At 41.7% G+C, this 22,061-nt stretch carries 22 protein-coding genes; 10 read left to right on the plus strand and 12 right to left on the minus strand.

The features are described 5' to 3' along the window. Positions 1-9 precede the first annotated feature (9 nt). The 3 genes from LPB140_RS07805 to mazG all read left to right on the plus strand — a co-directional run bounded on the left by LPB140_RS07805 (position 10) and on the right by mazG (position 1,886). Positions 10-786, plus strand: coding sequence for a TatD family hydrolase (locus tag LPB140_RS07805; RefSeq protein WP_072559352.1), 777 nt, complete (start codon positions 10-12; stop codon positions 784-786). 11 nt (positions 787-797) lie between these two features. Next, the gene (locus tag LPB140_RS12360) at positions 798-965 is read left to right on the plus strand and encodes a hypothetical protein (protein ID WP_156874172.1); all 168 of its coding nucleotides are present in this window, start codon (positions 798-800) and stop codon (positions 963-965) included. A 111-nt stretch (positions 966-1,076) separates the two neighbouring features. Further along, the gene (gene mazG, locus LPB140_RS07810; protein ID WP_083550565.1) at positions 1,077-1,886 is read left to right on the plus strand and encodes a nucleoside triphosphate pyrophosphohydrolase; all 810 of its coding nucleotides are present in this window, start codon (positions 1,077-1,079) and stop codon (positions 1,884-1,886) included. On the opposite strand, the gene hflX is transcribed toward mazG, so the two are convergent. The 7 genes from hflX to dusB all read right to left on the minus strand — a co-directional run bounded on the left by hflX (position 1,883) and on the right by dusB (position 11,085). Further along, positions 1,883-3,235, minus strand: coding sequence for a GTPase HflX (hflX, locus tag LPB140_RS07815; protein WP_072559354.1), 1,353 nt, complete (start codon positions 3,233-3,235; stop codon positions 1,883-1,885). The genes mazG and hflX overlap by 4 nt on opposite strands. Then, positions 3,232-3,717 carry an RNA chaperone Hfq gene (gene hfq, locus LPB140_RS07820; protein ID WP_072559355.1) on the minus strand — a complete coding sequence of 162 codons (486 nt, stop codon included), beginning with the start codon at positions 3,715-3,717 and terminating at the stop codon, positions 3,232-3,234. Before hfq ends, hflX begins: the two co-directional genes overlap by 4 nt. A 92-nt stretch (positions 3,718-3,809) precedes the next feature. After that, positions 3,810-5,183 carry a nitrogen assimilation response regulator NtrX gene (ntrX, locus tag LPB140_RS07825; protein ID WP_072559356.1) on the minus strand — a complete coding sequence of 458 codons (1,374 nt, stop codon included), beginning with the start codon at positions 5,181-5,183 and terminating at the stop codon, positions 3,810-3,812. After that, on the minus strand, positions 5,183-7,450 hold the full coding sequence (locus tag LPB140_RS07830) for a sensor histidine kinase (RefSeq protein WP_072559357.1): 2,268 nt from the start codon (positions 7,448-7,450) through the stop codon (positions 5,183-5,185). Before LPB140_RS07830 ends, ntrX begins: the two co-directional genes overlap by 1 nt. A gap of 102 nt (positions 7,451-7,552) precedes the next feature. Further along, positions 7,553-8,965 carry a sigma 54-interacting transcriptional regulator gene (locus LPB140_RS07835; protein WP_072559358.1) on the minus strand — a complete coding sequence of 471 codons (1,413 nt, stop codon included), beginning with the start codon at positions 8,963-8,965 and terminating at the stop codon, positions 7,553-7,555. Beyond that, on the minus strand, positions 8,962-10,086 hold the full coding sequence (locus LPB140_RS07840) for a two-component system sensor histidine kinase NtrB (protein ID WP_072559359.1): 1,125 nt from the start codon (positions 10,084-10,086) through the stop codon (positions 8,962-8,964). The genes LPB140_RS07835 and LPB140_RS07840 overlap by 4 nt, the downstream gene beginning before the upstream one ends. 3 nt (positions 10,087-10,089) lie before the next feature. Next, complete coding sequence (dusB, locus tag LPB140_RS07845; RefSeq protein WP_072559360.1) at positions 10,090-11,085, minus strand: tRNA dihydrouridine synthase DusB; 996 nt, start codon at positions 11,083-11,085, stop codon at positions 10,090-10,092. An 88-nt stretch (positions 11,086-11,173) separates the two neighbouring features. Here dusB and LPB140_RS07850 point away from each other — a divergent pair, with 88 nt between their 5' ends. Further along, a complete protein-coding gene (locus tag LPB140_RS07850) occupies positions 11,174-12,358 on the plus strand; it encodes a bifunctional 2-C-methyl-D-erythritol 4-phosphate cytidylyltransferase/2-C-methyl-D-erythritol 2,4-cyclodiphosphate synthase (RefSeq protein WP_072559361.1) in 1,185 nt (394 codons plus the stop codon). Next, positions 12,355-12,882 (plus strand): CinA family protein, encoded by a 528-nt coding sequence (locus LPB140_RS07855; protein ID WP_072559362.1) that lies wholly within the window; start codon positions 12,355-12,357, stop codon positions 12,880-12,882. The genes LPB140_RS07850 and LPB140_RS07855 overlap by 4 nt, the downstream gene beginning before the upstream one ends. Before the next feature lie 32 nt (positions 12,883-12,914). Here the strand turns inward: LPB140_RS07855 and LPB140_RS07860 are convergent, their stop codons facing one another. Next, positions 12,915-13,352: a type II toxin-antitoxin system RatA family toxin gene (locus LPB140_RS07860; RefSeq protein ID WP_072559363.1), complete on the minus strand. Its 438-nt coding sequence runs from the start codon at positions 13,350-13,352 to the stop codon at positions 12,915-12,917. A gap of 1 nt (position 13,353) precedes the next feature. Continuing rightward, positions 13,354-14,295 (minus strand): lipoyl synthase, encoded by a 942-nt coding sequence (lipA, locus tag LPB140_RS07865; protein WP_072559364.1) that lies wholly within the window; start codon positions 14,293-14,295, stop codon positions 13,354-13,356. 85 nt (positions 14,296-14,380) lie between these two features. Here lipA and LPB140_RS07870 point away from each other — a divergent pair, with 85 nt between their 5' ends. The 4 genes from LPB140_RS07870 (at position 14,381) to putP (ending at position 17,807) form a co-directional block, all read left to right on the plus strand. Further along, positions 14,381-15,349 carry a sodium-dependent bicarbonate transport family permease gene (locus LPB140_RS07870; RefSeq protein WP_072560665.1) on the plus strand — a complete coding sequence of 323 codons (969 nt, stop codon included), beginning with the start codon at positions 14,381-14,383 and terminating at the stop codon, positions 15,347-15,349. Positions 15,350-15,351: 2 nt separating this feature from the next. Continuing rightward, the gene (locus LPB140_RS07875) at positions 15,352-15,663 is read left to right on the plus strand and encodes a P-II family nitrogen regulator (RefSeq protein ID WP_072559365.1); all 312 of its coding nucleotides are present in this window, start codon (positions 15,352-15,354) and stop codon (positions 15,661-15,663) included. Further along, positions 15,663-16,286 carry a carbonic anhydrase gene (locus LPB140_RS07880; RefSeq protein ID WP_072559366.1) on the plus strand — a complete coding sequence of 208 codons (624 nt, stop codon included), beginning with the start codon at positions 15,663-15,665 and terminating at the stop codon, positions 16,284-16,286. The genes LPB140_RS07875 and LPB140_RS07880 overlap by 1 nt, the downstream gene beginning before the upstream one ends. A 123-nt stretch (positions 16,287-16,409) precedes the next feature. Then, positions 16,410-17,807, plus strand: coding sequence for a sodium/proline symporter PutP (putP, locus tag LPB140_RS07885; RefSeq protein WP_418346529.1), 1,398 nt, complete (start codon positions 16,410-16,412; stop codon positions 17,805-17,807). Between the two features lie 15 nt (positions 17,808-17,822). Here putP and LPB140_RS07890 read toward each other — a convergent pair whose 3' ends face one another. After that, a complete protein-coding gene (locus LPB140_RS07890; RefSeq protein ID WP_083550183.1) occupies positions 17,823-18,761 on the minus strand; it encodes a sterol desaturase family protein in 939 nt (312 codons plus the stop codon). Positions 18,762-18,966: 205 nt separating this feature from the next. On the opposite strand from LPB140_RS07890, the gene LPB140_RS07895 reads away from it, so the two are divergent. Continuing rightward, positions 18,967-19,326, plus strand: a complete 360-nt coding sequence (locus LPB140_RS07895) for a winged helix DNA-binding protein (protein ID WP_072559369.1) — start codon at positions 18,967-18,969, stop codon at positions 19,324-19,326. 62 nt (positions 19,327-19,388) lie between these two features. On the opposite strand, the gene LPB140_RS07900 is transcribed toward LPB140_RS07895, so the two are convergent. Together LPB140_RS07900 and ettA are read right to left on the minus strand one after the other, a co-directional pair. After that, entirely contained in the window at positions 19,389-20,138 is a 750-nt protein-coding gene (locus tag LPB140_RS07900; protein ID WP_198024091.1) for a helix-turn-helix transcriptional regulator, read from the minus strand. 213 nt (positions 20,139-20,351) lie between these two features. Next, positions 20,352-22,031, minus strand: coding sequence for an energy-dependent translational throttle protein EttA (ettA, locus tag LPB140_RS07905; protein ID WP_072560667.1), 1,680 nt, complete (start codon positions 22,029-22,031; stop codon positions 20,352-20,354). Positions 22,032-22,061 lie beyond the last annotated feature (30 nt).

Consider the following 22,061-nt stretch of genomic DNA (forward strand, 5'->3'; position numbering starts at 1 on the left):
GACGGCGTTATGTTAATAGATTCCCATTGTCATTTAAATTATAAAGGCATTATCGAACGTCAGGCGGATGTTTTGAGCCATGCCCGATCCGTAGGGGTGAGGGGGATGTTAAATATTTCCACCCGCGAATGCGAATGGGATGACATAATAAACCTAGCTGAACAGGAGCAGGATATTTGGGCATCGGTTGGCATCCACCCACATGAGGCAGATAGCCATCCGGATATTGATTTGGAAAAATTAATATCTCGCGCTCAGCATCCAAAGGTTGTGGCCATTGGTGAAACCGGTCTTGATTATTATTATGATAAAAGCGACCGAGATAATCAAAAGAACAGCTTTCGAACCCATATTCATGCCGCGCAGGAAACGGGTCTGCCCATCATCATTCACACAAGGGACGCCGAGGATGATACAGCCGATATTTTAAAACAGGAAATGGCCCGCAAAAAATTTGGAGCGGTTATCCATTGTTTTACCGCTAGCCAGTCATTTGCCGAAATTGCTTTGGACATTGGCTGCTATATCTCCATTTCGGGAATTGTAACGTTTAAAAATGCCCAAAGCCTGCAAGAATCGGCTAAAATAATTCCATTGAACCGTTTATTGGTGGAAACAGACTCTCCATTTTTGGCGCCTGTTCCGCATCGCGGAAAACCATGTGAGCCAGCCTTTGTCGCCGATACTGCAAATTTTCTTGCCACATTGCGCGGTGAACCATTGGACATATTATTAAAGGCGACAGGTCAAAATTTCTTCACATTATTTTCCAAGGCAAAATTATAGGACGATATCATATGGATGATAGATTAGGACAGATTTTATATAGCATTGCTTTATTAACTCTTGTTGGTTCGGCATTGGCATATCGTAATTTATCATTGGGTTCGATGGCGAAAATGGCGATAATATGGGTTGGATTATTCGCAATAGCGGGGATAATTTTTGGAATAATTATGGGCTGAATGACTAATATTAAATATATTGATAATATATATTATGTTAAATAATAATCTATTATTAAGCGATCTTGCCCATTATTCATGAACCACATTAGAAAGCTTACACGATATTATATGAATGAAATAAAACGCCTTAAACAAATAATGCGCACGCTTCGCGATCCAATTCATGGTTGCCCATGGGATAAGGAACAAAATTTTGAAACAATAGCGCCTTATACAATTGAAGAAGCCTATGAAGTGCAGGATGCCATTCAGCGTAAAGATTATAACGATCTTAAAGATGAGCTTGGTGATTTATTATTACAGATAATTTTTCACAGCCAAATGGCAGACGAAATGGAATTATTTGACTTTGATGATGTAGTAAAGTCAATAAGCGATAAAATGGAGCGTCGGCATCCGCATATATTTGGCGATATCATTGCGCATAATAAAGCAGAAATTAAAAAAAATTGGGAGGATATAAAGGCTAGTGAAAGGCAGGCAAAACAATCAAATTCCGCCATGCCAGAAGGTGCTCTTTCAGGAGTTGCTATGTCCCTACCCGCCTTATCACGAGCAGAAAAAATTCAAAAAAGAGCGGCGAGAATAGGGTTTGATTGGCAGGATTCATCTGGGCCAAAGAATAAAATATTTGAAGAAATAAATGAATTTGAAGAAGCTATGTCAGTGAATGACAAAGTTGACGAGGCTGGCGATATATTATTTTCGGTCGTAAATTGGCTTCGCTTCCAAAAAATTGATCCAGAAGCGGCGCTGCGTCAGGCAAATTATAAATTTCAATCAAGATTTGAAGTAATGGAGCAAATTATCCAAGAAGAATATGGAGTGAATTATCAAGACGAATTAAAGAATTTATCCCCCGATAAATGGGAGGAATATTGGAATTTTGCAAAAATAAAGCTTTCTACAAAATCTTAAATATCAACCATTATATCTTGAAATCTTTCTGAAAAACGGCCCCATAATGTTTTTGGTAAAATAATGTTTGCCGTCACATTTCCATTTTCATCACGGCTAAGTTCCTCCACATCGCCATTTTCATATGACCATGCAAGCGCCGCGCCATGTTGCGGGGCAAAAATTATCTGTTTCTGCTCGCTACCTTCCAATAATTTTTGCGAAATAACATTTATTAAATTATCGATCCCTTCCCCATTATGGGCGGAAATCAACATGATATTTTTATCTTGAGAAACCTTATGGGTTAAATCCTCCTTGGCATCCTCGTCCAACAAATCGCATTTATTCCATAATTCCATAATCGGAATATCTGATTTTTCAGATATTATATCCTCATCTGGGCCCGAAATATTAAGGCCAAGCTCGCTCAAAACATTTTCAACATCTTGTTTTTGCAAAAAAGTTTCCTCATGCGATATATCACGAACATGAAGGATTAAATCGGCATTTAATACCTCTTCTAATGTCGCGCGAAATGCTGCAATTAATTGCGTGGGAAGTTCGGATACAAAACCAACGGTGTCGGACAATATTACTTTTGCAATGCCAGGCAGCTTTATTTCTGCCATTTTGGGGTCAAGTGTGGCAAATAACATGTCTGCGCTTAACATATCTCTGCCCGTTAAACGGTTGAATAATGTAGATTTTCCAGCATTTGTATATCCAACTAAAGCAATAACGGGCCATGGCGCGCGCTGTCTTCTTTTTCGCTGCAGCCCACGTGTTTTTTGAACTTCTGCCAATTGCCGGCGCAATTTCGCCATCCGCGCCCTTATCATACGCCGATCGGCCTCAATCTGCGTTTCGCCGGGCCCACCCAAAAAGCCAAAACCACCGCGTTGGCGCTCTAAATGGGTCCAGCTGCGAACTAGCCGCCCTGCCTGATAATCCAAATGAGCAAGCTCAACCTGCAGGCGCCCCTCGGCCGTTTCGGCACGCTCTCCAAATATTTCAAGTATTAAACCGGTGCGGTCAATGACCTTAGTTTTGAATTTATTTTCTAAATTGCGCTGTTGTATCGGGGTTAAAACATTATCAACAATGACAATTTCAATATTATTAGCCTCAATTGCTTCCATTGCGGCTTCAACTTGGCCGCCGCCAATTAAAGTTTTCGCATTTGGTCTGCGAACCTTAAAAGAACGGCATGCAATGATGTCGAGCCCAATTGCGCGGGCAAGGCCCTTTGCCTCTTCCTCCCTACCCTCTGGGGCGGTGCGGCTATCGCCTTCTAAAATGGGGCATAAAATATATGTTGCCGCGCCATATGAAAATTGGTCAGTTTCCGCCCGATTAAAAACGCTCAAAGGCTATCCTCATCAATATTATATTCGGCTAAATTCACCGTTGTTGCCGGCTGTATTGTGGACAATGCATGTTTATAGACCAGCTGAGTCATATTATCACGTTCTAACAACACCGAAAAAAGATCATAGGATAAAATATGCCCTTGCAACATCACGCCATTGACCAAAAACATAGTAACTTGTTCTTCTTTATCCTGCATCGCATAAAGAAAAATATCCTGCAGCCCTTTACGTTTATTTTTGGTGCCATCTTTTTCAGCTATGTCGAGTTCAACCTCTGCGCCGGGCATAATTGTTGAAATTGAATGTTTATAAACAAGTTGCGATTGGCCATCACGCCGTAATAATATTGAAAAATTATCAAACCAAGTTACAATCCCTTGTAATTTAACACCCTTTACCAAGAATATCGACGCGGGAGTTTTGGTTTTGCGTAGGCTGTTTAAAAAGCGATCTTGTAATCCATTATTGTGATCTGACATTTTTTTACCTTTTTATTATTTTTTTGTCATCTTCTTATGTGGTGTAAATATGATGAAGAGCAAGGATTAATTCGCAATATACCTCATTAAAATTAATCTTCGGACTTTTTGGGGTCATTCAATCCCAATAATTTTAATTTGCGATGCAGTGCGGAACGTTCCATGCCAATAAAATTGGCGGTTCTGCTTATATTCCCTGAAAATCTTTTCACCTGTATCCGTAAATATTCACGTTCAAAAGACTCCCTTGCCTCACGCAACGGATAACTCATCATATTGGATAAATTATTACTTTGATCGATAAAATCACCATGAATTTCATGCGGCAACATATCAATATCAATGACTTGCACGCCCTTTACTGGCGCCAAAATCACAATATGTTCGATGACATTACGTAATTGTCTGATATTGCCAGGCCAGCTATATGATTGCAGGGCGTTCATCGCATCTTGGTTAAATTGCGGCACGGCAACGCGGTGTTCAGCACAAAAACGATTAACATAAAAATCAATCAATTCGGCTATATCTTCGCGCCTGTCGGCCAAGGCAGGCAAAGCCAACGGAACGACATTTATACGATAATATAAATCCTCTCTAAATGTCCCCTCGGTTATTTTTTCCTCTATATTAGTGGATGTTGCCGATACCAATCGAATATCGACATTGATGGGGCGGGTGCCGCCGGTGCGTGTAAAGCCTTTATCGGTTAAGATATGCAGCAATTTTCCCTGTGTTTCGGGCGGGAAGTCGGCAATTTCATCAATAAATAATGTACCGCCATGCGCACGTTCCAAAACGCCAGCCTGAATTAAACTGCCATTTTCCTCTATTCCAAAAAGATGCTCATCAATTTTATCTAAATTTATTCGCGCGACGCTGAAAGTAACAAATGCGCCAGAAGCACGATTGCTCCATTTATGTAATAAACGCGCGGCGACTTCTTTCCCCACTCCAGGAGGGCCGCTGATGAACAGGCGGCTTCCGGTTGCTGCCACTTTTTTCAAAGTGGCACGTATATTATTCATTGTGGTTGATGTCCCCGTAAGGCCATCAGCCTGCCCCACTCTTTCCAAAAGTGCGGCATTTTCCTGTTTCAGCGCTTCATTTTCCGTCGCCCGCGCGACAAGATGAACCAGCTGCTCCGCCTCAAATGGCTTTTCAATAAAATCAACTGCGCCCATGGAAATTGCGGCGACCGCCGTGTCAATATTACCATGACCTGAAAAAACGATGACGGGCAATTCGCGGTCGCATTTTTTAATCTCTTTTAATAATTCCAGACCATCTAATTTGGAACCGCGCAACCACACATCCAATAAAACTAATGAAGGACGACGTTCATTTATACTGGCCAATGCCTCATCACTGTTCATTGCAGTGCGGCAAGAATATCCCTCATCCGACAAAACGCCGGCGACGATATCGCGTATATCCTTTTCGTCATCTACAACCAATATTTCCATTATTTGCCTCTTGCCTCTTTATCCTGTGCATCGGAAAAAATGATATTATCCGGCTTAACTAAATCAAATTTAATGGTCAATTGAGCGCCATCTTTGACCATATTATTAAAAGAAATATCGCCAAAATGCTCATCGATAATTTTCTTAACAATGGCCAAGCCAAGCCCAGATCCTTGCGCTCTATTTGTAACATAGGGTTCAAAAATTGAATCAAAACTATCCTCATCAATGCCAATGCCATTATCTTTTATAATAATATTTATACGCCCATCATATTTATGAATGGATAGATGAACAGCGCCTTTAAACCCAATTTCTTCGCCCGATTGTTGATGGCGCAATATGCGTTCATCCACTGATTCAACTGCATTTTTGATTAAATTGGTAAATGCCTGAGCCAATTGCCTGCGGTCGCAGGTGAAATTAATGTGATGATCATTAAAATCAAAGGTGAATTTTATATGCGGGTGCGCCACCTCATGCATGAAAATTGCTTGTTTTACGATGTCATGCAAATTTTCATCTCGGAAAATCGGTTTTGGCATGCGCGCAAAGGATGAAAATTCATCAACAATTTTGCGTAAATCGCCAACCTGACGAACGATTGTTTCGGTCAATTGCTTAAATATTGCTGTCCCTTCATCATTTTGATCCAATTGCTTGCCGAAACGGCGCTGCAATCGTTCCGCGGCCAATTGAATGGGGGTTAAGGGGTTTTTTATTTCATGCGCAATGCGGCGGGCAACATCTGACCATGCGGCGCGGCGTTGATCGGATAATTGCTGGCTAATATCTTCAAATGTTAAAACGGCGCCATTGCCCTGAAAACTTAACCGAACGGCTAATGTTTTTTCCTCACCCTCTGGCCCTTCGCGTACAATTGCGGTTTCGGTTTTTTGATCGAATAATTCGGCCAATTTGGGGGATAAATCATGAATAGCAGCGCCGATAATTTCATCTGCGCCTTTTTCCAAATATTTATCCGCAGAGGCATTTGATAATTGAATGACTCCCTTATCGTCCAAACTGATAATGGCGGCGGAAACAGATGATAAAATCGCCTCAATAAATTCACGCCGATTATTTAATTGAGCATTTGCGCGCACCAAAGTTCCGGTTTGATCCTCCAACCTTTCCGTCATTTGGTTAAATGCTTGTCCTAAAACGGCAATTTCATCGCCCCTATCGCTTTCGGTTTCAACTCTGGCGCTTAAATCACCATCGGCAACTTTTTGTGCAGCAAGAACCAACCCGGTAACAGGACGTACCATCCGGTCGGCGACAAACAAAGCAACCCAAATGGCAATGCCAACAATTAAAATGGCCACAATATATAATGCGATGTTAAATTGAATTTGCAATTTTCGCGATTGAGAAACCATTGATTCATAATCGCTCAGCACATTATCGGCAGTTTTCCCCAATAGGAATGATGGTACAGTCCATGACCGTGCGGCATATAAATATGATCGCGGTTCATCATATAAAACAGTAACCGCCTCTATTTTGTCGCTGCTGGCGCTTACCACAATGCGTTCACCGCCGCGCAGCCGCTTCATTATATCATCGCTTATCCATTGTTTTTTACCCTGATTATCGGCGGTGATAAAGGCGCTGGTGCGTTGGACATTTTTACTATCCACCGTAATAATTGCCGATTGACTTAATTTTCGGTTTAACACCTGTTCCAAATATCCATTTAGAAATTTGGGGTCATCTGGGCTTGAGCGATCAAGCGCAAAGCGCACATCACCTGCCATAGTGACTGTTTCATCCTCTACATCACGTATTTTTTCTTCATAATATCCATTGGCAAGGGCGCTTGCATTTTGCAAAACCCCCTTTGCCTGAGAGGATGACCAAAATTGCACGCCGCTTTGAAATAAAATTGACGAAAATATAACCAGCAAAAGCATGGGAATTGTTGCGAGTAGCGAGAAAATAGCAACCAGACGTATGTGCAATTGGCCCTTGCTGCCAATTCCTGCCTTTGCGCTGCGCCTAATCGCCAAACGACGGCCAAGCAATATGATGCAAAATGTCGCAGGCAGCAAATTACCCACCAACAAACTGGCCACCAATATTGGCGAAAGCGGCTCTGCGCTAGGTTTTTGACTGGTTAAATAATAAAAAGTGGCTGCCGCGCAAATCAACAAAATGGCAATGGTGATATTTTCAACCAAACGCATTTTATATTCGGAATGCGCAACATCACGCAGCCATTTCCCTCCGGAAATGCCCACTAAATTAAGGTTTTCATCAACCATAGAAGACGCGTTTGTTGCCATCTTGCAACTATTAACATGTTATTGTTGCAAATAAAGCACAATATTAAGGCATTTGATTTTTTCAATATGCTTAAACTTTGCCTATTTTATATTATTATCGGCCAATTTCTTACGCAAAGTATTACGATTTATACCCAGCATAGAGGCCGCACGTAATTGATTACCCTTCACTTTTTTCATGATGATGGACAATAATGGCTTTTCAAATTGCGCCAGGGCCAGCGCGTATATTTTGCCATCACTATTTCTGTCATGTTCTTTTTTTGCGATGAATTGCGCAACCGCATCATCAAAACTTGCCGTGATAACAGGCTTTGGACTTGCGCTTACTTCACCCAAAATATTTTCAACGGCATTTTTGTTGATAACATCATCACGAACCGTCACCAAAAGGCGGTATATGCTGTTTTTTAATTCGCGCACATTACCGCGCCATGGCGAATTGGTTAAATGTTCCAACGCATCCTCGCTAATCAATTTACGCGGCAGCCCTTCTTTTGATGCCAAATCCAAAAAATAATGGGTCAAACGGGCAATATCCTCTGGCCTTTCGCGTAAGGGGGGCAGGTTAATTGGCACGACATTTAATCTATAATATAAATCTTCGCGGAAAATATTGGCCGCAATTAAGGCGGGCAAATCTTGATTGGTGGCGGCAATAATACGCACGTCCAATTTGATCGTCGCCTTGCCGCCTAATCGATTAATGGTGCCGGATTGCAAGGCGCGCAATAATCTTGTCTGTGCCTGCATGGGCATGTCGCCAATTTCGTCCAAAAATAATGTGCCGCCCTGTGCCTGCTCAAATTTACCGATGGAAAGACCATGTGCGCCGGTAAATGCGCCCTTTTCATATCCAAATAATTCAGATTCGATCAATTCGGCGGGAATCGCGGCCATGTTTACTGCAATAAATGGTCCTGTTTTGCGCGACCCAAGACTATGTATCGCCTCGGCGACTAATTCTTTACCTGTGCCGGATTCACCCAATATCAACACCGATAAATCATTATTCATCAATCGGGCAATCATGCGGAACACATCTTGCATTGCGGGACTTTGCCCAACAAGCGGCATATTGCCCTGGTTTAACTCATATTGGGCAATATTATCGTTCTGTTGAAAATCCTCTGGCTTTACAGCTTGTGAAATTGTTAATAATAATTTTTCTAAATCAAAGGGTTTGGGAAAATATTCATATACATTTAATTCCGATGCGCGCACCGCAGTATCCAATGTGTTTTGCGCAGACATGATGATGATGGGCAGGTCGGGATAATCATCGGCAAATTTATGCAATGATTTTAAACCATTGCCTTCCCTTAAAATAATATCGGTCAACATCAGATCGTATTTATGCGTGCGAAGCAATGTGTCACGCTCGCTCACCGTATCGCAACTATGAACCTCATATCCATCATCAATAAGGGCGGATTCCAGAACGATATGGATTGATGGATCATCCTCAACCAATAGAATCTTCTTTTTACTCATGAGTGCTCCTCCTGCTCATGCGGTAAGGAGATAGGAAAGTTTAATATAAATTTCGTCATATTTCCTATCTCATCACGTTCATATCTTATCCGTGCCCCCATTTGGCGAACCAATTTTCGCACAATGGCAAGGCCAAGCCCCTGCCCTTCTTTTTTGGTGGAAACAAATGGGTTAAAAACCTCACTCAAAATTTCATTATCTATGCCTGGGCCATTATCTTCAATGGAGATTTCAACGGGCAATTTTCTTACTGATGCATATTTATTGGTGATATGATTATCTTTAATCTCGCCGCTTAAAACAAATTTTGTCCGAATGATAAGCGAGGGAAGTTCCTCTGCGCCGCATGCATCGGCCGCATTTTGCATCAAATTTATCAAAATTTGCATTAAATGATCGGGATCAGCCCAAATGTCTGGCAATGATGGATCAAAATATAATTTGATATTTTTTAAATGCTGATTGGCTATGCCAATGGTTTGCAGCGCCCTATCCAATAAAATATGGATATTTACCGCCTGAAAATTCGGTTTTTGGGTCTGCCCCAAATCCTGCATCTGGTTTAATAAAGTGGAAATGCGGTCCACCTCACCAATAATCAAATTGCTTAATTTGCCATTTTTGGCATCCGCTTTGCGTCCCATTAACTGCGCTGCGCCACGAATACTGGAAAGCGGGTTTTTAATTTCATGAGATAATATGGCCGGTGCGCCAACCTCCACCAACGCGCCATCCATATTGGCGTGGCTGGAAATATATCCGCGTGGGTGATATTTTTCCTCAATTGAAATAATGGAGAGTTGTTCATGACCTGAAATGGGCTGAACCCGTAAGTTAACCGTTTTTTTAGTCTCTTTTGACCCAATTTCAATATCTTGAGCAAAAATTGACCCAGGATTGGATTTAATCATATTGATGAAATGATCTGAATTGATGTTCATAATGTCAAAAAAATCATGCTTGATTATTTTTTTTAAAGAACGATCAAAGAAAATCTCACATGCCTCATTGGCAAAAATAATCTTATATTCCGTGCCCTTTTTGGTCGAAATAACCAAAATTGGCGACATTAAAGAAGATAATATCAAATCAGCTGATGGTATAGAAATATCATCTTTCATATTTTACGCAGCTTCGCTTTGCAAAAGAGGTTCAAAAAATTCTTCCAAAGCCAGAATTGCTTCATCTTTGCTGTTTATTCTATTGAAATTATTCCTAAATTCCGCCGAGCCAGTCAACCCCTTGGTATACCATCCAATATGTTTACGCGCACATGGCACGCCAACTTGTTCGCCATATAATTCCATCATACCCAAATAATGTTCGATAATGATATGATATTGCGCCTCTAAATCGGGGGTTGGGATATGTTTGCCATGTTGAAGCCATGACATCACCTGACCCAAGAGCCACGGTTTTCCATATGCACCGCGCCCAATCATAATACCGTCCGCGCCGCTTTGCAGAAGAGCGGTTTCGGCATCATCGGCGGAACAAATATCTCCATTGGCGATAACCGGAATGTTAACCGCATCCTTTACTTTTTTAATAAAGGCCCAATCGGCACTCCCCTTATACATTTGATTGCGGGTGCGACCATGCACGGTAATAAGTTTAGCGCCCAAATCCTCAGCTATATGGGCCAATTCAGGTGCGTTCAGGCTATCTCTATCCCACCCCATGCGCATTTTAACGGTAACCGGCACGTTAACGGCCTTCACGGTTGCTTCAATCAAACTGGCAGCAAGAGGCAAATCCCGCATCAGGGCCGACCCCGCATCGCCATTGACGATTTTTTTAACCGGACAGCCCATATTTATATCAATAATCGCTGCCCCCCTATCTTCGTTTAATTTTGCAGCTTCTGCCATTTCTTTGGGCGAACATCCGGCCAATTGCATAGAAATTGGTTCTTCCGCTCCATCCCATGCCGCTTTTTGTATAGATTGACGTGTTTCGCGGATCATTGCTTGGCTTGCAATCATTTCGGTAACATTTAACCCGCTGCCAAATCGGCGCACCAAAGTGCGAAATGGGCGATCGGTCACGCCTGTCATCGGCGCCAAAATAACGGGACATTCAATTTCTACAGGACCAATATTTATGGGTTTTAATGCCATTTTCTTTACTCAATTGCTTAAAAATTAGGCAGCCTTTAGACTTATTCTGCTTGGCGAGCAAGCATTAGCCATATATGGCGGCAAAAATATGCAGAGAAATGTTAAAAATATTGCCATTATTTTGGCCGGAGGCGTGGGCGCACGCGCTGAATTGGGTTCTCCAAAGCAATTTGCCATTTTGGACGGTCGCCCGATATTACAACATAATATTATAAATTTTACGGCGCATCCATATATTGACCATATAATTTTGGTCTGCGCCGATATAAATGATGAAAAATTGGAGCAAATTATCGGCGGACATAAAATTGATGATATTGTTCAGGGCGGCGAGACAAGACGTAAAAGTGCATTTGAGGGGTTAAAGGCCGCCAAAAAATTATCCGAAGATATAGGTTTTAACATTGGTCATATTTTTATTCATGATGCCGCCCGGCCACATATTCCGGCAAAAGTTATCGATAATTTGGTGGCTGCGTTAAAAAATCATGTTGCCGCCATTCCCATTTTGCCCGTCGCCGATACTATTTTGCAGACACATGACGATGTATATGACAAAATTATTGATCGTAATGCGCTGCGCATTGTGCAAACGCCGCAGGCATTTGACTTTGATATAATATATAATGCCCATGAAAATTGGGATCAGGATTTTGAACCAAGCGATGACGCACAAATGGTCCATAAATTAGGATTAAATGTCGCCATTGTCGATGGTGACATCAGGTTAAAAAAATATACCTATAAAGATGATTTTATGATGGATGGAGCATTAAAAATGCCAAATATTCGTATTGGAGGGGGATATGATGTCCACCGGTTAATCTCTGGGGATGGTGTGTATCTTTGCGGTGTGAAAATTGATTGTGATAAGGCATTATTGGGGCATAGCGATGCTGATGTGGCCTTGCATGCGGCAACAGACGCCATTTTGGGCGCCATTGCGGCGGGCGATATTGGCGACCATTTTCCGCCATCCGATGCGAAATGGGCCGGTGCATCATCGGATCAATTTTTGGCACATGCGGTGAAATTGTGTGAGGAAAAGGGTTATTATCTATCCAATATGGACATCACCATCATTTGTGAATATCCCAAAATCGGGCCATATAAATTGAAAATGCGCCAACGCATTGCCGAAATTTGCAAAGTTGAGCCGGAGCAAATATCGGTCAAAGCCACCACAACAGAAAAATTGGGTTTTACAGGGCGCGGCGAAGGAATTGCGGCAATGGCCAATGTCATTATGATGAAAAAGGAAATGGCGATATGACAGGACAGGCAAAAAAACATGATTATGCCTTAAATTCAAAATTGGCAATTTTGGCCAAGCAAGTTGTGGAGCAAAATATAAAGGCTGGACGGCGCATTGCCCTTGCCGAAAGCTGCACTGGCGGGTTGGTGTCAGCGGCAATTACCGAAATTCCTGGAAGCAGCGCGGTTTTAGAAGCAAGTTTCGTAACCTATGCCAATGAGGCCAAAAAGCGAATTTTGAACGTGCCAGAGGAATTTATCGATACATTTGGCGCGGTGTCAGTGGCAGTTGCATGGTCCATGGCAAAGGGGGCGCTGGCGAATAGCGACGCAGATATCGCCATTGCCATTTCGGGCATTGCAGGCCCAGATGGCGGCAGCGAACAAAAACCTGTGGGATTGGTTGTTTTTGCCTGTGTGTTAAGGGATGAGGATGGAACAGTTCCCGTCGCAGAGGAAATTAAATTTGGACAAGATAAAAGCAGGAGCGAAATTAGAATATTGGCAGCAGAAGAAGCGTTAAAATTATTATTGATAAATTGATTTAATATATTGATTAAAATAAATTTTAAGTATTATTTTGGATCATATAAATCATAGGCTCTTTGTTCAAATGCGCCCGTCATTTTGCGTAAGGCCTTATGAAAATATTGCCCAGCCAATGCTTCGAATATGGCGTTTTTAAATTGAAATTCCACCTCAAAATGCACCAAAGACCCACCATCTTTTTCATTCTCAAAAACCCATATATTATGCAATTTTTTTAACGGGCCGCTAATATAATCAATTTTAATTTCAAATTTTGGTGATTTTATCACCCGCGATGTAAAACTTTCACGCAAATTGCCAAAGCCAATAATCATATCGGCCAGCATTTCTTGTTCCGTATTGCTTTTAATACGTGTTGCCATAATCCATGGTAAAAATTCAGAATATTTCTCCACATCCACAACCAAATCATACATTTGTTCTGCGGAAAATGGCAGGGCGCGGCTCTCCTGATGGCGTGGCATATTATGCTTTCGCTGCGCGTTCTAATTGCTTTATGCGCGCATCACGAAGCCGCGCAAAATCATCCCCGGCATGATAGCTGGATCTGGTCAGCGGACTTGACGCGACCAGCAAAAAGCCTTTGGCACGGGCAATGGATGCATAGGCATTAAAATTTTGCGGCGTTACAAATTCCATCACCTTTGTATGGCGGGGTGTTGGCTGTAAATATTGACCCATTGTCATAAAATCAATTTCAGCAGAACGCATATCGTCCATGACCTGATGAACCTCTAACCTTTCTTCGCCAAGCCCAAGCATGATGCCCGATTTTGTAAAAATGCTGGGATCATGACGTTTTACCGATTCCAATAAACGCAAAGAAGCATAATATCGCGCACCGGGCCGAATTGTGGGATAAAGACGCGGCACTGTTTCCAAATTATGATTATAAACATCGGGACGAGCAGCTACAATCGCCTCAATCGCAGCACTTGCCTTATTCCGGAAATCTGGTGTTAAAATTTCAATGGTGGTATTGGGCGTTTGATCACGCAGGGCATTTATCACCTTAACAAATTGGCTCGCCCCACCATCGGGCAGGTCATCACGATCAACCGATGTAATAACAATATGCTCCAGACCCATTTTGGCAGCCGCCTCTGCCACATGGCCAGGTTCGCTTTTGTCGACTGCGCGCGGCATACCCGTTTTCACATTGCAAAATGCACATGCGCGGGTGCAAACATCGCCCAAAATCATGACGGTGGCATGTTTTTTGGTCCAACATTCGCCAATATTTGGGCAGGCCGCCTCCTCACATACAGTGTTAAGGTTAAGCTCACGCATTAACTTACGCGTTTCGGCATATCCCTTACTTACCGGTGCTTTTACCCTAATCCAATCTGGTTTGCGCACACGTTCAGGATTATTTTTATCGGATTCGATTTTCGGTGGCTTATTCATGTTGGTTAGATAGCTATTGTTTATCCGCTTGCCAATGACTTTAGCCATGCTATTTAACAATAAATTTCAGTGGAAATATATTTTAATGATAATCGATACCCTTACGTCACCTGTTATATTATTTTTTCTTCTGGGCTTTTTTGCGGCATTTGCAAAATCTGATCTTTCGATACCCGAAGCATTTGGCAAGGCAATGTCGATATATTTAATGGTCGCCATCGGTTTAAAAGGTGGTGTGGAGGTTATGAATGCAGGGTTTAGCATTGATTTGTTAAATGCTGCATTGGCCGGATTATCATTAAGCTTTCTATTACCTGTGCCTGCTTTTTTCGCGTTAATATATTTTGGAAAATTAAAACCGGTCGATGCTGGCGCTGTCGCGGCACATTATGGTTCGGTCAGCGTGGTTACATTTGTCACGGCAAAGGAATTACTAACCAATCAAGGGTTAGAACCCGCGGGCTATATGGTGGCGGTACTGGCGATTATGGAAACGCCGGCAATTATTTCTGGTCTATTGTTAATTAGATTTGGAAATAAGGGAAAAAGCACAGAAAAATCAAATAATAATATTAAAAAATTATTGCATGAAGTATTTACAAATGCATCTGTAATTTTGTTAATCGGTGCATTCATTATTGGTATGGTCGCAGGAAAAAGCGGATTTGAACCCATAAAGCCACTGTTCGAAGTTGGCTTTAAAGGTGTGCTTTGCCTATTTTTATTGGATATGGGCTTGGTCGCTGGGCGGCGTTTGGTGCAATCGAACAAATTATCGTTAAGATTGGTGATGATTGGGATTTGCCTGCCCATTTTTAATGGCACATTTGGTGCTATTATTGGACTTGGCATTGGATTGGATGCGGGCAGCGCCATTGCGCTTTCAATTTTAGGCGCCAGCGCTTCCTATATTGCCGTTCCAGCGGCGATGAGGCTGGCCGCGCCAGAGGCTGATCCGGGCATATATTTAACCATGTCCTTGGGCGTTACATTTCCATTTAATATCATTATAGGTATCAGCCTATATACTTATATTGTTCAGATATTGGGGTAATTATGGTTGAAACAGTCATCAGAAAACGTATCGAAATTTTAGTAGATACGCCGTTAATCCCGCATATAATCGATTTATTAAAAAAAGTTGATATGTCAGGGTGGAGTGTCATTCATGTCGATTCTGGCGGCGGTAGAGACGGCGAATGGAGCGATGACGATTTTACTGGAGCAAGCGCAAAATCAATTATTTTGGTGATTGCTTCAGAGGAAAAAACTAATAATTTAGTTGATCTTATTGCCCCTATTTTAGATAGTCATCGTTTATTATTAACTGTTGCCAATGTGGCCGTTGTTAGAGGACATAAATTTTAATGCCTGAATTTGCGCATCTTGTATCTGGTTATAAACGTTTTCGTCAGGGTGCTTATCTAGAGCAAAAATCAAAATATGATCTATTATCATCAGATGGGCAAATGCCTCCGGTAATGATTATTTCATGTTGTGACAGTAGGGTCGATCCCGCAACAATTTTTGATACCGTGCCCGGACAGGTTTTTGCGCTGCGTAATGTTGCCAATTTGGTGCCGCCATATCAACCTGATAGTCATTTGCATGGCGCATCAGCGGCGATTGAATTTGGTGTCACAGGATTAAATGTTCAACATATTGTCATCCTTGGTCATGGGCAATGTGGCGGCATTAAAGCAGCGCTGCAAAATCATGGCGCAAAAGAGAAAAGTGAGAGCTTTGTTCATAATTGGATGAGCATTATTGACGATGCGGTTGAACATGTTTGCAATTCAACTTCTGATGATAAGCAATTGGCGCTAGAGCTTGAAGCGATTAAGATAAGTTTGCATAATTTGCGTACATTTCCATATATAAAAGAACGTGAAGATTCTGGCCAATTAAAGCTACATGGGACATTTTTTGCCATTTCAGACGGCATATTGCATGTCTTGGATGAAGAAACTGGTCTATTTTCACCTGCTTAAAAAATAGCTGGACTTATTGTTCACCCATCTCGTAACTTGCCCCAAATTCAACATAATAATAAATGAAAATGGGGATGGCCGATGAATTGGACATATGTAAGCTTAGGATTATATTTTCTTCTAATGATCGGCATCGGCCTATATGCTTGGCGTAAATCGACCAGCAATAGCGGCGAATATTTATTGGGCGGGCGTCAATTGGGGCCCGCGGTTACCGCGCTTTCGGCGGGGGCTTCTGATATGTCAGGTTGGCTTTTACTTGGTCTTCCGGGTGCTTTATATGCCACGGGTCTGGTGGAGGCATGGATTGGCATTGGATTGTTCATCGGTGCATTTGCCAATTGGATTATTGTTGCCCCTCGCCTTCGAGAGCAAACTGAAAAACTTGGCGATTCGTTGACTATCCCGCAATTTCTGGCCAATCGTTTTCCCGACCATGCATCGATTTTGCGTATTGTTTCTGCGGTTATTATCGTGGCTTTTTTCTCTGTTTATACCGCAGCGGGTTTGGTCGGCGGTGGTTTATTGTTTCAGGAAAGCTTTGCCGATCTGTTTAACAATGTGTCGATGAGCGATTATATGCTGGGCATTTGGGTTACAGGCGGGGTTGTAGTTGGTTACACAATGTTTGGCGGTTTTCTTGCGGTGTCGCTGACCGATTTTGTTCAAGGCTGCATCATGGTTGTTGCCTTAATTTTAATGCCCATTGTCATCCTTACCAATGATGGAGGTTGGACAGCGGCCAATGCGACATTGACCAATATCAATCCAGAATTTTTAAGCATGACCCAAGGTTTAACATTTTTGGGTTTTGTATCGGCAGTGACTTGGGGACTTGGTTATTTTGGCCAACCTCATATCATCGTGCGGTTTATGGCGATTAGAAGCGTCAAAGACGTGCCCATTGCGCGCAATATTGGCATGATATGGATGGGCGTGGCATTATTGGGCGCGATTGGTGTAGGGATATTTGGCCGCGCCTATGCCGCGCAAAATGGCATTATTTTGGAAAAACCCGAAACCATATTCATTTTATTGGCCAATATGCTTTTTAATCCGTTGATTACTGGTTTCTTACTTGCTGCTTTATTGGCCGCGATTATGAGCACGATTAGCTCGCAATTATTGGTGGCGAGCAGCTCTCTGACCGAAGATTTTTACAGATTATTCCTTCGCAAAAATGCCAGTGAAACCGAAATGGTCAATATTGGTAGGCTTTGTGTGCTTGCCGTGGCAATTATTGCTGCGTTCATTGCCTCTGACCCTGAAAGCAAGGTACTTGGCCTTGTCTCCAATGCATGGGCCGGATTTGGCGCGGCATTTGGTCCGTTAATATTGCTTTCCTTAACATGGAAACGCATGACGGGCGCGGGCGCGGTTGCTGGCTTGATTGTCGGCGCGGCCAGCGTTGCGATTTGGATTGCAATGGGATGGAGCAGTGAAATATATGAAATTGTTCCTGGATTTATCCTTGCCTTTGCTGCGATAATTTTGGTGAGCAATTTAACCAAAAAATCTTAAATTAACGGACAGGCTCTATTTTTTCGGAAATGTTTGAGAATATATTTTTTGGGGGAATTGATAAACTGCCCATGCGCAATCATGCAAAAAACCCCAATAACAAATCCAAATATCATAGATAAAGCCCCGAGAGTTTAGCCTTTCATTCACAAGGCCAATATTTTTTATATCCTGTTTGGGGGAGCAATATGTCCCGAACAATGCATCCCATGTAGAAAATAAAGTCGCATAATTACTATTATAATGAGCAGGGTCGGTTGAATGATGTACCCAATGGAGATGCGGTGATTGCAATACCCATTTACCAAACCAATTCCATTTCCATTGCAGCTGGCTATGCTTTAACCCGGCAAGCACAGATCGCAATACCAAAATCGAGGTAAATTCTATTATCGGCAGACCAAGTAAAGAGGCAATTAAGGCATGTTTCGCCGCATGTATTGCAACCTCCATAGGATGATTGCGATGCGATGTTATGACGGTCATTTCCTTGGCCGCATGATGGAATTGATGCAAATTCCATAAAATTTTACTTTCATGGGATAATCGATGAATCCAATAATCCATAAAATCAATAATGATTAAAAATAAAAGCGCATGCAAAATTGGGTGTGTGTTAAATCCCAAATCAGAAGGCAAAATGGCAGATATTTTACCCTGTAAATATTCGAATAACCCAATTGATAGAATTAGGCCTAAAAGGCTACTAATTGAGCTATTCATTATTAAAAATGTCAATATATCGATGCGCGCGGTAACATTCGGTTTTAATAATTTACGTAATGAAGATTTTAACCAGCCAATAAACAAAATTTCAATTATCATGGCTGCAAATGAAAATGTAGCGGCGACTAAAATTACCTGAAATATGATGCCAGGAGGAAATGCCAAGAACAGCTTATTATAAATGCCCTGCGTTGATTTATACCACTCCACTATATTATCTTTCATCATTCATCATAAATATCGTCGTCATAAAATATTAACCAAAAAATAAATTGAAATATGATTCAGGTTAGAAAACCGTCGATTTTATCCAATAATATGAATTATATATGACGATTTGTAAAACTGTGTCACGCGGTTACGTGACTTGCACCATAGGCGAATATTGCGAATAATCCATATATTAAGAAAATAAAAAATAGGGTGCAGACATATGAATTTTTTTAATCGAAAAGATGAGGATATAAATGTAAAAACTAAAAAATCATTCGTTTCAAATTATCAAAAATTTATCGTATTAAGATCTTTATTATCCACCAACATCAATTTCGTTAACCCCATCTGGGCCCTATTATATGAAATTTACGAAAGATCGAAAAAGGAAGACGGAATAGCGATCTCATCACTTGGTCTGGATAATGGTATCCCCTTAACATCTGTACTACGTTATGTGGACGAAATGACGAATGATGGAATAATTCACAAGGTGAGAGATAAAAAGGATAAGCGCCGTATGCTAGTAAAGATGGAACCAAAAATCGACGAACAATTAGACGCGATTTTTGATCTTTAATTAAATATTTAGGGCCTAGATATTTTGTTTAGTGATTATAAATGATGAAAAGAAAGGATAGATTAAGCTTCCAATAAATAACCATAGCTATTGGCCACTGCAAAGGCATCGCTTTTATTATGGACATTTAATTTTTTATAAATCCGGCGGATATACGTATCAACCGAACTTGGTGATAATGAAATAATTTGCGATATATCCATTTTGCTTTTGCCTGCTGCCATCCAGCCTAAAATTTCTTTTTCCCTTGGGGATAATTCGACCGGTGCGTCTTGTACATCCAAAAAGATGACCATTTGTTTATGCGTTTCCATCGACAAATGTTCTAATAATTTTACCAAAATTTCGTCAGATAAGTTTACTTTATCGTTAAAACCAAATGTTATGCATCCATTTATAAATTTAGCGCCAAATAAGGGTATGATTAAAAATTGGGTAACATCTAACTCTTTTAATCGGTTAAATAATTTACGCCTCCATGTCGGGAATTTTGGGTTTACCACATTATCTAAATGAGTATCTGTGATCGTTTCGCCATTCACCATGATGGATTGATGAAAATGCCTAGTCCGGCTTAATAAATCAGCCTGCGATACGTCACCATAAATTTTATGGCGGCTTGTGGTATAAAAATGCCCTAAATTTTGAACATTTGGGGATAATGCTTGCTCAATATAATATGAGCAATAATTTGATTTTAAAGAGCGAGAAGATTTTAAAAGATTTTTGATTATCCCGCGCGGGTTTTTGGGCGTGTTGAGACACGCCTTCAAAAATGTTTGAACTTCTATAGATTTTTCAGAGAGTGGCATAAGCATACTCCATCCTGCCCAAAAGGCATAATAATTCTTAATACTATTTCCTGCATTGATTGCGTAATCATATCAGAAATTAGAAAAAAAGCAAATGATTGACAGGACTTAGCCCTAAGGAGAAAAATTATTCCTCCAAAAGCTTACAAGAATTGGTGAAAAATATAGGTTAATAAGATATTTTTCATATATATTATTCAACCATATAAATTATTATCTTGTCAGTTTTTTATAGCTTGTCCGTCCTGGTTTCAGGGCATCTTCGCCAAGCCGGCGAACCTTATCCTCCTCATAGGATTCAAAATTGCCCTCAAACCATTCAACATGGCTGTCACCTTCAAAGGCAAGAATATGAGTCGCCAATCGATCAAGGAAAAAACGGTCATGCGAAATGACCACGGCGCAGCCCGCAAAACATTCCAATGCCTCTTCCAAAGCAGATAGCGTTTCCACGTCCAAATCATTGGTTGGCTCGTCAAGCAACAACACATTGCCGCCCTCTTTTAACATTCGGGCCATATGCACACGGTTGCGCTCACCACCTGATAATTGGCCAACCTTTTTCTGTTGGTCAGGACCTTTAAAGTTAAACGCACCAACATAGCCACGGGTTGACATTTCATGCTTACCAATGGTCATATAATCATGCCCACCGGAAATCGCCTCCCATACATTATGGTCGCCATTCAAATCATCACGGCTTTGGTCAACATAGCCCAATTTTACGGTGTCACCAATATCAACACTGCCGCTATCGGGGGTTTCTTTGCCCGTTATCAGTTTAAACAAAGTGGTTTTACCTGCACCATTGGGGCCAATAACGCCAACAATGCCGCCTGGTGGCAAAGTAAAGGAGAGGTCTTCGAACAGCACCTTATCACCATAGGATTTAGACACATTTTTAACCTCAATCACCTTGCTGCCTAAACGCTCCGGCGTTTGGATAAGGATTTGCGCCTTGCCCGGATCGCGGTTTTCCTGTGCTTCAACCAATTGGTCAAATGATTTAATCCGCGCCTTTGATTTTGCCTGACGTGCCTTGGGCGATTGACGAATCCAGTCCAATTCATCGCGAATTGCTTTTTGCCGGCCCTTATCTTCGCGTGATTCTTGTTCCAGACGTTTGGCCTTTTTATCCAAATAGGTGGAATAATTACCTTCATATACAAAATAGCGCCCGCGATCGAGCTCCAAAATCCAGCTAACAACATTGTCTAGGAAGTAGCGATCGTGGGTAACCAGAATGACATTGCCTTTATAATCAACCAAATGTTTTTCAAGCCATGCAACGCTTTCCGCGTCAAGATGGTTGGTTGGTTCGTCAAGCAGAAGAATATCTGGCTTTTCAAGCAGCAAACGGGTCAGCGCAACACGGCGTTTTTCACCACCGGATAGCGAAGTAACCGCACTATCCCCAGGGGGGCAGCGTAAAGCCTCCATCGCGATTTCAAGCTGATTATCCAATGTCCAGCCATCAACAGCATCAATTTTTTCCTGCAATGTGCCCATTTCTTCCATCAATGCATCAAAATCTGCATCGGCGGGGGGATCGCCCATTAACATGGAAATTTCATTAAAGCGGTCAACCAAATCGGCGACTTCGCGCACACCGTCCATCACATTTTCACGAACGCTTTTATTGGGGTCAAGCTCTGGCTCTTGCGCCAAATATCCCACGCTAATCCCCTCACCCGGCCATGCTTCGCCGGTAAATTCGGTGTCCATACCCGCCATGATTTTCATCAATGTGGATTTACCCGTACCATTTGGGCCCACAATACCAATTTTTGCATCGGGATAAAATTGCAAGTGAATGCCATCCAAAACCGGTTTTTTAGCGCCGGGAAAAGTTTTGGTCATACCCTTCATTACAAAGCTATATTGTGCAGCCATTTTAATCTCTTTTTTCCAAATTTGATATTG

The organism is Sphingorhabdus lutea (assembly GCF_001889025.1).
In the GTDB taxonomy this organism is placed as follows: Bacteria; Pseudomonadota; Alphaproteobacteria; order Sphingomonadales; family Sphingomonadaceae; genus Sphingorhabdus_B; species Sphingorhabdus_B lutea.